General features: G+C 69.1%; 12 protein-coding genes. 9 read left to right on the plus strand and 3 right to left on the minus strand.

Annotated features, from left to right (window positions below; genetic code table 11):
* Positions 1-346: 346 nt before the first annotated feature.
* The 6 genes from AC069I_RS34830 to AC069I_RS34855 are packed head-to-tail and all read left to right on the plus strand — an operon-like array spanning position 347 to position 4,826.
* Positions 347-772, plus strand: coding sequence for a phosphorylase family protein (locus AC069I_RS34830; protein ID WP_478227899.1), 426 nt, complete (start codon positions 347-349; stop codon positions 770-772).
* Positions 769-1,899 carry an acyl-CoA dehydrogenase family protein gene (locus tag AC069I_RS34835; RefSeq protein ID WP_478267295.1) on the plus strand — a complete coding sequence of 377 codons (1,131 nt, stop codon included), beginning with the start codon at positions 769-771 and terminating at the stop codon, positions 1,897-1,899. Before AC069I_RS34830 ends, AC069I_RS34835 begins: the two co-directional genes overlap by 4 nt.
* Positions 1,899-2,909 carry a s-methyl-5-thioribose-1-phosphate isomerase gene (locus tag AC069I_RS34840; protein ID WP_478233803.1) on the plus strand — a complete coding sequence of 337 codons (1,011 nt, stop codon included), beginning with the start codon at positions 1,899-1,901 and terminating at the stop codon, positions 2,907-2,909. Before AC069I_RS34835 ends, AC069I_RS34840 begins: the two co-directional genes overlap by 1 nt.
* A complete protein-coding gene (mtnC, locus tag AC069I_RS34845) occupies positions 2,906-3,622 on the plus strand; it encodes an acireductone synthase (protein ID WP_478227901.1) in 717 nt (238 codons plus the stop codon). The genes AC069I_RS34840 and mtnC overlap by 4 nt, the downstream gene beginning before the upstream one ends.
* Positions 3,619-4,251 (plus strand): methylthioribulose 1-phosphate dehydratase, encoded by a 633-nt coding sequence (gene mtnB, locus AC069I_RS34850; protein WP_478267296.1) that lies wholly within the window; start codon positions 3,619-3,621, stop codon positions 4,249-4,251. The genes mtnC and mtnB overlap by 4 nt, the downstream gene beginning before the upstream one ends.
* Positions 4,248-4,826, plus strand: coding sequence for a 1,2-dihydroxy-3-keto-5-methylthiopentene dioxygenase (locus AC069I_RS34855; RefSeq protein WP_478227903.1), 579 nt, complete (start codon positions 4,248-4,250; stop codon positions 4,824-4,826). The genes mtnB and AC069I_RS34855 overlap by 4 nt, the downstream gene beginning before the upstream one ends.
* 79 nt (positions 4,827-4,905) lie before the next feature.
* Here AC069I_RS34855 and AC069I_RS34860 read toward each other — a convergent pair whose 3' ends face one another.
* Together AC069I_RS34860 and AC069I_RS34865 are read right to left on the minus strand one after the other, a co-directional pair.
* A complete protein-coding gene (locus tag AC069I_RS34860) occupies positions 4,906-7,281 on the minus strand; it encodes a chitinase C-terminal domain-containing protein (RefSeq protein ID WP_478267297.1) in 2,376 nt (791 codons plus the stop codon).
* 178 nt (positions 7,282-7,459) lie between these two features.
* Positions 7,460-8,152: a VOC family protein gene (locus tag AC069I_RS34865; protein ID WP_478267298.1), complete on the minus strand. Its 693-nt coding sequence runs from the start codon at positions 8,150-8,152 to the stop codon at positions 7,460-7,462.
* A gap of 161 nt (positions 8,153-8,313) precedes the next feature.
* Here AC069I_RS34865 and AC069I_RS34870 point away from each other — a divergent pair, with 161 nt between their 5' ends.
* A complete protein-coding gene (locus AC069I_RS34870) occupies positions 8,314-8,904 on the plus strand; it encodes a hypothetical protein (RefSeq protein ID WP_478267299.1) in 591 nt (196 codons plus the stop codon).
* A gap of 68 nt (positions 8,905-8,972) precedes the next feature.
* On the opposite strand, the gene AC069I_RS34875 is transcribed toward AC069I_RS34870, so the two are convergent.
* On the minus strand, positions 8,973-11,051 hold the full coding sequence (locus AC069I_RS34875) for a phosphocholine-specific phospholipase C (RefSeq protein ID WP_478227907.1): 2,079 nt from the start codon (positions 11,049-11,051) through the stop codon (positions 8,973-8,975).
* Between the two features lie 737 nt (positions 11,052-11,788).
* Here AC069I_RS34875 and AC069I_RS34880 point away from each other — a divergent pair.
* Positions 11,789-12,187 (plus strand): DUF948 domain-containing protein, encoded by a 399-nt coding sequence (locus tag AC069I_RS34880; RefSeq protein ID WP_007031187.1) that lies wholly within the window; start codon positions 11,789-11,791, stop codon positions 12,185-12,187.
* Positions 12,184-12,492: a hypothetical protein gene (locus AC069I_RS34885; protein WP_016333063.1), complete on the plus strand. Its 309-nt coding sequence runs from the start codon at positions 12,184-12,186 to the stop codon at positions 12,490-12,492. The genes AC069I_RS34880 and AC069I_RS34885 overlap by 4 nt, the downstream gene beginning before the upstream one ends.
* The last annotated feature ends 27 nt before the right edge of the window (positions 12,493-12,519 follow it).

The raw sequence follows: 12,519 nt of genomic DNA on the forward strand, positions 1-12,519 counted from the left end.
TCACGCGGGTTCCACCAGGTGATTCCTAGGTTCGGTCCATGACGGCGCTGCCGAGTACATGAAGGAGCCCTTCCTTGTGCTAGACGCAAGGAAGGGCTCCTTCACTACTCTCAGGGTAGGGAAGGAGTCCTTCACGGAGCGTCCGGGCGTGGGCATGCCGAGGGGCCCGTCGCCGATGTGGCCGGCGTGCTGCGCGACCTCGCCGCCGAGGACCGCACGATCCTGCTGGTGTCGCACAAACTCCAGGAGGTCCTCGCCGTCAGCGACCACGTCACGGTGCTGCGGGACGGCCGCGTCAGCGCGCGGGCGCACCGCGGCCCAGACGGCCGCCAGGCTCGCCGCGGCGATGACCGGACGCGAGGTCGACCTCGACCGTGTCCACCCGGCCGGGACACCCGGCGGCACCCACCCGGAGTACCCGGCGTTCGCCACCCCGGAGATCGTCGTGGCGCTGAGCCGCGAGGCCCCGGAGGCGCACCGGGGTGTGGTGTGGACACGGGCCGCGTTCAGCCCGCTGGTGCTCATCCTCCCGATGACCGAATACCTCGCCGCGCGGGTGATCGCCATTGAGAGGGAACTCTCCACGTTGCTGGTGTTCGCGGCATTGCGCGGCCTGCGGGCCGGTGGTGTGCTCGTGATCGACGGCGACGCGCGGCCCGAGCACCCCGACCCGTCGGCCTACGACCCGCATCGCGACGTCGTGGCCGCCGGGGTGGCGAGGGCGACCCGCGTGGCGCTGGACGCTCTCATCGACGTGGAAGGGGCGGAATGACCGAAGTGTGGCGAAAAGCGGCGCTCGAGCTTGCGGGCGCCCTGGCGGCGGACGCGGCCGAGCGGGACCTCGCCGGAGATCTCCCGGTCCGGGAAGTCGGCCTCCTGCGCGAGTCCGGGCTGTTACCCCTGCTCGACACCGCCGGCTGGGCGGCCGCGAACGAGGCCACCCGGATCGTCTCCGCCGCGGACGCGTCGGTCGGTCATCTGCTCGGTTACCACTACCTGCAGCTTTGGCGCACCGGCCTGTTCGGGCCGCGCGCGACGAGCGAACCGGGCTGGTTCTGGGCCGGCGTGAGCAACCCGCTCGACGCCGCCCTGCTCCTGACCCCGGCCGACGGCGGGTTCACCGTCGAGGGCACCAAGACCTTCGCCACCGGCGCGGCCGTCGCCGACCGCCTGGTGGTCAGCGCGACGAGGACCGACAACGGCGAGAAGCTGACCTTCGTCGTCGACGCGCGGGCCGACGGGATCACCTTCCCCGGTGACTGGGACAACATCGGCCAGCGGCTCACCGCGAGCGGCGCGGTACGGTTCGAGGACGTCCACGTCGCCAAGGACGACGTCCTCGGCGCCCAGCCGGAAGACCAGTCGGATCCGAGGGTGCCCCGCATCTCCCTGGCGGCGATCGGCTTCCAGCTCATGCTCGCGCAGGTGTACGTCGGCCTCGCGGCAGGCGCGCTCGACGCAGCGGCGGTGTACACGAGGGAGACCGCGCGACCCTGGATATTGTCCGATGTGGACAAAGCGGCCCAGGACCCGTACATCCTGGCCGGATACGGCGAACTGGTCGCGACGGCACGGGCGGCCGGATTCGCCGTCGACGCCGCGGTCGCCGCATTCGGTGAGGCCGACGAGCGCGGCTTCGAGCTGACCCCGGCCGAGCGCGCCGAAGCGGCGATCGCGATCTCTTCGGCGAAGATCGTCGCGAGCCGGGCCGCGGTCGAAACCACGAGCAAGGTCTTCGAGTTCACCGGCGCGCGGGCCACCGCGACGAAGTACGGCTTCGACCGCTTCTGGCGCAACGCCCGCACGCTGACCTTGCACGACCCCGTGATGTACAAGGCGCGCGAGGTCGGCGATCACTTCCTCAACGGGATCCCGCCGTGCCTTTCGGGGTACAGCTGATGACGCTGCCGATCCTCGCCGAAAGCGTCCGCCTCGACGGCGAAGGCGTGCACATCCTCGACCGCCGGATCTTCCCGTTCGAGCGGGAATGGGTGCTCTGCCGGACTTCGGAAGAGGTCGCGGTGGCGATCGAAGAGATGGTCACGCAGTCTTCCGGGCCGTATTTCGCCGCGTTGGGCGCGATGGTGCTCGCCGCTCGCGAGGCGTCCGGGCTCGCGGACCCGCGGGCGTACCTGGAGCGGGCGGGGGAACGGATCATCGCGACCCGCAAGACCAACAACCACCTGCGCAAGGCCGTCGCCGTCGTACTGTCCGAAGTGGACAAATCGGCGGGTGACCTCATCGAGGCCGCGTCGAGGGGAGCGCAAGCAGGTGACGAATTGTATCGGTCGCGCAGCCGTGCGCTCGGCGAGCACGCGGCGGCGCTGGTGCCGGGCGGGGCGACCGTGCTGACGCATTGCTGGGCTGACCTCTACCTGGTCGAATTCGTGCTCGCCGCGCGACGGCAGGGCAAGGAGTTCTCCTTCCTGTGCACGGAAACCCGGCCGTACCTGCAGGGTGCGCGGCTGACCGCCGAGACACTCGCCGAGATGGGCGCCGACACCCGGCTGATCACCGACGGGATGGGCGCCGCGGTGCTGTCCTCCGGAGAGGTCGGCGCGCTGGTGACCGCGGCCGACCGGGTCACCATGGACGGTCATGTGGTCAACAAGATCGGCACGCTGGGGCTCGCGGTGGCGGCGGAGGCGTTCGGCGTGCCGTTCTACGCGATGGTCCAGGCGCCCGACCAGGCGGCGCCGACCGGCGCCGACGTGCCGATCGAATACCGCGACGGCGACGAGGTGCTGAGCGCGCTCGGCCACCGCGTCGCGAGCGAACGCGTCCGTGGGCACTATCCGGCCTTCGACGTGACACCACCGCGGTTCGTGACCGCGGTGGTGACCGACCGCGGGGCCTTCGAGCCCGGACGGCTCCGCGAGTACTACGCAGAAGGGGAAGCGAACCAGTGACCGCAACGCTGACCGCCCGATGGGTGGTCCTCGACATCGAGGGCACGCTGACCGCCACCAGCTACGTGCACGTGACCCTCTACGACTACGCGCGTCCGCGGCTGGGCCCGTGGATCGACGACCACCCGGACGATCCCGAGGTCGCCGGCGCCGTGGCCCGGATCAGGGAACTCGGCGGGCTCCCGGCGGATGCGTCCACAGTGGACGTCGTGCGGGTGCTGCACGGCTGGATGGACGCGGATCAGAAGATCGCGCCGCTGAAGACGTTGCAGGGGCTCATCTGGCAGCGCGGGTACGCCGAGGGCGACCTCACGACGGAGTTCTTCGGCGACGTCGCCCCGGCGCTGCGGTCGTGGCACGAGTCCGGCCTGCGGCTCGCGGTGTTCTCCTCCGGTTCGGTCGCCGGGCAGATCGCGTCGTTCTCGCGGACCACCGACGGCGACGTCACCGGCTTGTTCGAGAAGCATTTCGACACGGTCAACGCCGGGCCGAAACGTGAGGCGCCGTCGTACCGCGCGATCGCCTCGGCGCTGGATGCCGAGCCGGGGGACATCGTGTTCTTCTCCGACGTCCCGGCCGAGCTCGACGGGGCCGCCGCCGACGGCTGGCAGACCGTCGGCCTCGCCCGCGACGGTGAGCCGTTCGGGGATGCGGATTTCGGGACACACCGGACCATCCGGACATTCGACGAGGTGAAGGTCGTCCCTCGATGAGTCTCCTGGAACTCGCCGGGCGCGCGCTGGCCGAAGAGTCCGCCCGGTTCGCCGGAATGGGCTGGCTGCGGGGCACGTCCGGCAACCTCTCGGTGGTGCTCGGCCGTGATCCGCTGCGGGTCGCCGTCACCGTCAGCGGCCGGGACAAAGGCGAGCTGACCAGCGACGACGTCGTGGTGGTCGGCGAAGACGGGCTGGCCGTCGCCGACCAGCCGCATCCGGACAAGGTGCCGTCGGCCGAGGCGGGACTGCACGCTCGGATCGCGGCGGTGTCGGGCGCGGGCGCGGTGATCCACGTGCACGCCCTCGCGCCGGTGGTCGCCGCCGAGCACTGGCCGGACGGCGTCGAACTGCGTGACCTGGAGATGCTCAAGGGTTTCGGCCGCGCCGCCCACGACGACCTGGTGACCATCCCGGTGATCGCGAACGGTCAGGACATGCGCGTCCTCGGTGACGCGTTCGAGGCGGGGTTCCGGGCGGACACGCCGGCGGTGATCGTCGCGCGGCACGGCATCTACGTGTGGGCGGATGACCTGCGCCACGCGCGTCATCGCCTGGAATGTTTGGAGTGGTTGCTCCGGTTCCGGGTAGAGACAAGACTTGTCGGTGGAGAAAGGGGAGTGCGATGACCCTGCTGACCGTGTGGCCGGACGACCGGCCTGGCGAGATCGCGCTCAGGACCGAGGACCCGGCCGTGATCACCGGGGAACTCGGGCGGCTCGGTGTCCGCTTCGAACGGTGGGACCTCGTCCCGGATCTGCCGCGCGAGGTGACGCCCGAACAGGTGCTGGCCGCCTACGAGGAGCCGGTCGGCAAGGTCTCGGCGGCCGAGGGCTACACCTTCGTGGACGCCGTCCGCATGACCCCGTCGGACGAGCCCGGCTGGGCGGCCGAGGCCGCCGAAGCCCGGCAGAAGTTCCTCGCCGAGCACACCCACGACGATGACGAGGACCGCTTCTTCGCGCGCGGGTCCGGCGTGTTCTACCTGCACGTCGGGGGCAAGGTGTACGCGGTGCTGTGCGAGGCGGGGGACCTGCTGAGCGTGCCCGCGAACACCACGCACTGGTTCGACATGGGGACGCGGCCCGACTACGTGTCCATCCGGTTCTTCCACGACGACGGCGGGTGGGTCGGCAACTTCACCGGCGCCACGCTGGCGGGGGACTTCCCGGGGTTCGACGAGTTGACCGCCGGGCGTTACTGACCGCTTTGGGCTCGTGAGTGGTAAGGACGGTTAGAACCGTCCTTACCACTCACGAGCTTCAGCGCGCTGCCGGGCTCTGTCAGGCGGGGGTCCAGAGGGCAGGCACGTTCGGCGGCTCCCAGCCGGGCAGCGACCGGTGGCCCTGCCGGCATACGTAGGCCGCGCCGTTGTGGGTCACACGAGCACCCGTGGCGTAGTCGACGTTCGGCTTCCAGGCGTCGGACGGCACCGTGGTGGTCGTCGTCGGGGTGGTGGTCGTCGTCCGCGTCGTCGTCGGACTCGTCGTGGTGGTCGTCGTACCGGTAGTCGTGGTGGTGGTCGTGGTCGGCGGGGTACCGCCGCCACGCGGGTGATCCGACGCGATCGCGTAGGTCGTCCCGCCGAAGGTGAACGTGAAGTTCGACGGCGAGGCGATCGGCATGTAGTAGTTCAGCCGGATCTCGACGGTGGCGCCCGGTGCGATGTTCTGCCAGGTCGGCACGGTCACCGCGACGTGCTGGAAGTCTCCCTTCATCCCGCCGACGTTGGGCCCGCTGTGGCCCTTGCTCGTGACCGTCAGGCCGAAGCCCGACTGGTCGGACATGCTGCCGGGCGCACTGGTCCCGTAGTCGAACTCGATCTTCGTCCCACCGGGGATGGTGGTGGTCGAATTGTTGGTGATGCGCATCCGCGGGGTGATCGGGTAGTTCGCGTCGCCCAGCGCGAATCCGGTCAGGTTCACGTTCGCGTTCAGCACCGACGACGGTGCGGGACGCGGCGACTTGGCGTTGCCGTACGGGGCGGCGCCGCGCAGTCCGTCGTTGATCTTCGTGATCAGCGTGTCGCCCATGAAGTACTGGCCCTTGGCTTCGTCGAAGGCGTAGTCGCCCGCCAGTTCCCAGATCATGATGCCGCCGATGCCCTTGTCGGCCACGTACTTGGCCTTCGTGGCGAGCGAGGCCTCATCCTCAGTGGACAGGAACACCTTCTTGTCGTTGTTCCACAGCCACGGTGTCACCATCGTGTTGTCGTAGAACCTGTCGTAGGAGCCGGAGATCCGGTCCGCCGGGTCGGTCTTCGGGGTCAGCCCGTACGCCTCCAGGTAGTCCGGGGTGATCTCGTTTTCGAGGTTCTTCGCGTGCCACATCGGGTTCGCGCCCGCGGGGACCTCGCCGCCCGCCAGGCCGAGGTCGTGCCAGAGGTTGTCGATGCCGATCGCGCCGTTGCCGCACGGCACCGTCGAACCGACGTGTGACCCGGTGCCCGGTGGACACTGTTTCTGGTCCGGCAGCGGGGCCTTGCCCCACAACCCGTTGGTCCCGCCGGACACACCTTGCCAGCCGCGGGTGTAGAACCCGACGCCGATGTTGATCCGGCCGGCCTGCATCGCACCGCGGAAGTAGTGATAGGCCCAGTCGGTGTTGAGATAGCCCTGCCCGTCGTACTGCGGTGTCGTGTACACCTGCCAGTGCGCGAGTTCCGCGTCGTTGCCGGAGTCGTAGAGCGCGGCGTTCGGCCCGACGAACTGGTTCCACGCGCCGTGCAGGTCGTAGCTCATCATGTTGGCGTAGTCGAGATAGCGCGTGACGCCGTAGACCTCCTGGCCGCGCAGCAACCAGCCGGACGCGGGCACGGCGGCGGTCAGCAGGTAGTGCTTGCCGTCGGCGGCGCCCGCGCGGTCGAGCTTCTCGCGCAGCGTGCGCATCAGGTTCTCGTAGCCCGCCCAGAGAGTGCCCCGGTTGGCCTGCGCGATCCAGTAGTCGTCCGGGTTGCCGGCGTAGTTCGCCGACGTCGCGTACTCGTAGTCGATGTCCGCGCCGTTGAAACCGTAGGTGCGCAGGAATTGCACGACGGAATCCGCGAAGACGTCGATACCCGCCTGGGTCTGCGTCATCTTGTAGAACCCGCCGGAGGCGTTGCGGGTGCCGTCGGGGTTCAGGAAGCCACCGGTCTCGGCCCAGCCGCCGATCGAGATCAGCGACTTCACGTTCGGGTGCTGCTTCTTGTACTTGGTCAGCAGGTTGAAGTGTCCCTTGTAGGGCAGCGACGGATCCATCTCGGCGCCGGGAACGCCCGGCCATTCCATGCCGATGGACTCGTTGGTCGCGCTCGGCGCGCCGACCGAGACCTTGTTCTGCGCGTCCACATGCGCGAACGCGTAGTTGAGGTGGGTGACCTTCGACCACGGGATGTTGTTGACCAGATAGGCCGGTGCGCCGTTCTTCCCGGTGCGCCAGCTGGTGAAGTAGCCGATCACGCGGCGGGAATGCCCTTCTCCCAGGGATTCGCGGCCCGCTGTGTCGTAGACGGTGCAGTAGGGGGTGTCGACGCCGGGTGTCCGGTACAGCCCGTCGGGTCGGCAGTCCTCATGGCCTGCCGCGCTCGACGGGGACGGGGTGATGACGACGATCATGAGTCCGGCCAGCGTGATGAGCGACGCCAGCAGGGGGAGTAGTTTCCTGGTTCTCCTTGGCACGCCGAACCTCCGACAGTGGAAGATGGCCCTCGGTCCCAGCAGCTTGAGCCGCTGACCTGCCGCGCGTCAATAGGTGTAGACCAATTTCCATCCGGTGCCGTACGGCGGAGCGTACCTGTGGTTCGTCAGGTCCGGCTTCGGCGGCGATGGCCATACTCCAGGTCCCATCCGGCGCGTGTTATGCCGCCGTTTCCCGCACCACGAAGGAAAACTCGTTCCCGTCGGGATCCGTCATCTCCACCTGTTCCTCCACCATGCCGGGGTGTGAAGCGCCGAGCGCGACGAGCCGCTCGGCTTCCGACAGGGAACCGCTCAGGACGAAACGCAGCCGGTTCGGCCCGGTTTTCGGGGTGAACGGCGGACCGCCCCAGGTGATCTTCGGGCCACCGTGCGGCGACCGGATCGCCGTCTCCTGGTCCTTGTCCCACACCAGCGGCCAGCCGAGCGCTTCGCTCCAGAAGCAGCCGGCCGCTTGCGAACCGTCGCACGCGACGGCGCCGACGAATCCGCATTCGGCGAGGAAGTCGTTGCCCGGCTCGATGACACAGAACTCGTTGCCTTCGGGGTCGGCGAGCACCACGTGTTCTTCCTCCGGACGCTGGCCGACGTCGATGTGGCCGCCGCCGAGTTCGAGCGCCTTCGCAACCGTCCGCCGCTGGTCTTCCGGGGATTCGCTCGTCAGGTCGAAATGCATCTGGTTCTGGCGGGTCTTCGGTTCTGCCGACGGCACGAAACCGAGCCGGAAACCGGTGTCGTCGTTCGGGATCAGGGTGTCGCCGTCGGTTTCCCAGCCGAGGAGACCCGCCCAGAAACGCGCCAGACGACGCGGGTCGTGCGCGGCGAAACAGAGCGCGTGCAAGGTGATGGTCATAAGCGACGCTAGAAACGCCGGCGACCCACACGCAATCGAATAAGGTGCTCTCCCCCACGGAGTGGACCCGCTTCAATCCGGTGGGGGACGCGGCGGACCGGGGCGGCTGTGATCGTTGAAACCGATCAAGCGAGCGGAACCCGATCGTCCGAGGAGCACGTATGACCGTCCACCAAGCCACCGCGACCGGGCGACTGCGCGCCGCATGGACCAGAGCGCACGCCCCGGTGCCCGGAGTCCCCAGGTGGGCCAAGGTCGCCGCCTACGCCATCCCCTTCACCGTGCTCCCTTCCGGCCTTTGGCGGATCATGACCGTCGTCTTCGACGTCGGCGGTGACGGCCCGCACGGTTCGGGCCAGCTCCCCTCGTGGTTGCCGGGGCCGGTGTACGTCATCGCGTTGTCCGTCGTCGCGGAACTGTTCGCCTTCACCGCCATCGGGCTGGTCGCCGAGTGGGGAGAGGTACTCCCGCGCTGGATTCCGCTGCTGGGCGGCCGCAAGGTACCGCCCCTCGCCGCCGTCGTGCCCGCCGCTCTCGGCGCCACGATCCTGACCGTTCTGTGGACCGCCGCCATCGCCACCGAGATGTCCGGGCGCACCCTCCAAGGCGATCCCCTGCCGGACGACTACCCCACGAAGTCACTGCACGGCTGGCAACTCGCCTTCTTCGAACTCACCTACGCCCCGCTCCTGCTCTGGGGACCGCTGCTGGCGGCGGTCTGCTTCGCGTACTGGCGGAGGCGCCGGCAGTGATCAAGCACAAGTCCGTGAAGGCCTCCTTCCCTACCCTGAGAGTAGGGAAGGAGGCCTTCACGGAACGATCAGCAGGAGACGCCGGTCCGCCCGTTCTCCACCCGCGCGGTCAGCGTCCGCAGGAACGACGGATCCCCGTCCGCGGTGACCTTCACGTCGTACCAGCCGCCCGAAACCGGCCAGTCCACCGTGACCGAACGCCCGGCCCCGACCCGCACGACGCGCGTGAACCGCGAAGACGACAGCCGCAGCGTCAGCGCCGAAGTGCCCGAGTTGGACAGCTTGAATTCGACACCCGAGCGCCACGTGAGGAACCGCGTCCGGACATCGACACCCGCGGCGGCCCCGCGACGGTTTCCGCGCAGTTCCCACCACGACCGGTTCGGCCCCTGGACGACGACGCGGTAGTCGTCACCGGCCAGCCGCACGAGTTCCGGTGCCTCGCCGCGGACGTCGCGGTGCGCGGGCTCGGCGAATTCGCCCTTGTACGGGTACAGCGCGAAATGCGCCGACGACGAGCCGCTGTTGGCCAGCGAAAGCGCCAGATTCCCCGACTTGTCCACCGCGCCGGACACCGACACCTGGTACGGCAGCGGCCGGGACGGCCGGCTGCCGGGCTCGGCCACGGGCAGGCTCTGCTCCGCCGGGGCGGACGGCCGCCAGCGGCTGATCGGTGCGGGCACCGGTCCGGGCCGGTTCACCCGCGGCTGACGTCCGGCCCGCGAGAAGTCGAAGGCACCGGTGAGATCACCCGCGACGGTCCGCCGCCACTTGCTGATGTTGGGCTCGGCGATCCCGGTCCAGCGTTCGAGGAACCGCAGCACCGAGGTGTGGTCGTACACGGTGGAGTCGACGTTGCCGCCGATCGACCACGGCGAGACGACCGTCATCGGCACACGCGGGCCGAAGCCGAGCGGCTGGCCGTTGAAGTGGTCCGCGTCGTTGGCCGCGTTCCCGGGCGGCATCGGCGGCGGAACGTGGTCGAAGTAACCGTCGTTCTCGTCGAAGTTGATCAGCAGCACCGTCTTGGACCACGTTTCGCGGTCGGACGCCAGCGCGTCGAGCACGCGGTAGATCAGGTTCGCGCTGCCGACCGGAGTGGACGCGCCAGGGTGCTCGGAGTCCTTCGCGGACGGCACCAGCCAGCTGACCGCGGGCAGCCGCCGCGCCTGGATGTCCGCCTTCAGCCGGGTCACCAGTGTCTCCGGCTCGCTGCGGTACATGGCCTTCTTGAACAGGTTCCGTTCGGCGGGCGTCAGTTTCGCGACCCCGGCGTCGAACTGCGCCAGCAGCTTGGTGCGCTCTTCGGGGGTCTTCTTGAGCAGCGTGTCGTAGAACTCTTCGGTGGTGCGGAACTTCCCCTCGACCGAAGCGAGGATCTTCGTGCCGACCTTCTTGAACGGCACGAAGTACTCGACGGCGTTGTCGGTGAAGTTGTCCCACTCCTGGTAGATCTGCCACGGCACCCCGGCGGCTTCGAGGCGCTCCGGATACGTCGTCCAGTCGTAGCCCTTGTGGTCGTAGGAGTACGCCGCGTTCGTGACCGCGCGGTTCGTCGTGCTGCCCGGTTCGAACCCGGTGGTCCCGGTCCACAGGAAGTTCCGGTTCGGGTTGGTGGAGCCGAAGATCGAGCAGTGGTAGGCGTCGCAGATGGTGAAGGTGTCCGCGAGTTCGTACTGGAGCGCGATGTCGCGGCGCTCGTAGTAGGTCATGGTGGCCGGCGTTTTCGCCGCGATCCAGCCGTTGTTCCAGCCACGCGCCCACGCCTTGCCGCTGCCGTTCCAGCTGTGGTCGAGGTCGCCGAGGTACTGGATGTCGTCCGGTTTCCGCCCGGCGAGTTCGGCCGCCTTGCGCACCGAGAACGGCAGCACCGTGCCGCCCGCCGGATTCGGCTGCTCGAACACCGACGTCCCCGACGGCAGTTCGAGCGGATGCGTGTCTGAGAAGCCCCGGACACCGCGCAGGCTGCCGTAGTAGTGATCGAACGACCGGTTCTCCTGCATCAGCACGATCACGTGCTCGATGGCGTCGAGTCCGCCCCGGCGCATGGGTTCGGCCATGGCGGCGTGCACGGACGGCGGGAGAAGGGTGGTGGCGGCCGCGGCGCCGGTGGCGCCCAGCAACGTACGGCGTGACAGTTCAGGCATGCCCGAACCTTGACCCAGTAACATGAACGTCACAAGAACCGAACCGGTCGACTCGGAGTCGGTAGCCGGATGGTGACACGGCGTCCGTAGTGGTCCGCCCGTACGATTCCCGGATGGCCGTGATTCCTGAGCATCACGACGAAAACGACGGTGGGGAAGACCTCCCGAAGCCGGTGTTCGCCGATCCTGGAGGCCGTCGCCGCGTCGTCCGCCGGATCGCGATCAGTGCCGGCGCCGCCGCCTCTTACGGAGCACTTCTCCTCTTCGCGCTCTCCGGCGTGCCTGACCTGCCTACCGCGCTGGGCCCCAGGCCGGTGCCCGGGCCAGAGGTGACGCCCCCGCCGTCCGTGACAGCGCCGCCCACGACAACGACAGAAGGGCCTCGAACGGCTTCACCGCCGGAATCGTGGGGAGCGCCCGAGCCGGTTCGCGAAACTTCGCCCACGAGCGCCAGGCCCGCTCCGGTCCGGACCACGGCTTCGCCCGGCCAACCGGAGACACGGGCACCCGCCGCCTCCTCGCAGTCGGGCAGCGACCGCCGCAACCGCCGCGTGCCCGAAGACCCGCCCAGCAAGGTGAAGACCACGCCGCCCAAGAGCGGGCGCTGACGCCCGGTTCTCCCCGGTTCGTCGTGAGGTCACTGCGCTGAGTGACCGTCCGGTGGGGTGACCCCGCTGAACGGCCGCCTGCGCGGTAACCTCACGGGCACCAAGACCGCAGACCCTTGAGGAGGGCCCGTGTCGGCAGGGCAGATCGCCGCGCTGATCGCCGCAGGAGCATTCGTCGTACTCGTCGTGCTGCTGGCGATCGTGCTGTTCAAGCTCGGCCGGACCCTGGACGAGGCCACGATCGCCATCCGCAAGGCGCACGAGAACACCGACCCGCTGCTGATCGGCGCGAACGAGACGATCACGCACGTCAACACGCAGCTGGAGCGGGTCGACGGCATCACCGCCAACGCGCAGGCCGTGTCCGGCAACGTGTCCGCGCTGTCGTCGGTGTTCACCGCGACGCTCGGCGGACCGCTGGTGAAGACGGCCGCGCTGTCCTACGGCCTCAGCAAGGCGATCAAGGCCCGCCGGAAGAAGGCGGAAGCGAAAGCCTCTCGTCCGGCGAAGAAGCGGGGCCGCAAATGAAGCGCCTGTTCTGGCTCGGCGTCGGTGTGGTCGCCGGCGTCGCCCTGTCACGCAAAGCGACGGAAACCGCTCGCCAGGCCACCCCTGCGGGGTTAGCCTCGAACCTGGGCGACGCCGTGCGGGAACTCGCGGGCGCCGTCGGTTCGTTCGGCGCGGAGGTCCGCGCCGGGATGAGCGAACGGGAACAGGAGCTGCACGACATGGTGTCCGAACGGACCGGCTTGAGCACGGCCCCCGTGACCGAGGGCAGGCACGCGGCGTCGTCGCGGCGCCCGGTCCGGCGAGCTCGCCGGGCGGAGGGCTGATCGGGTCGCCTCCGCGACCGGAAGATC

This window comes from Amycolatopsis sp. NPDC043885 (genome assembly GCF_056435685.1).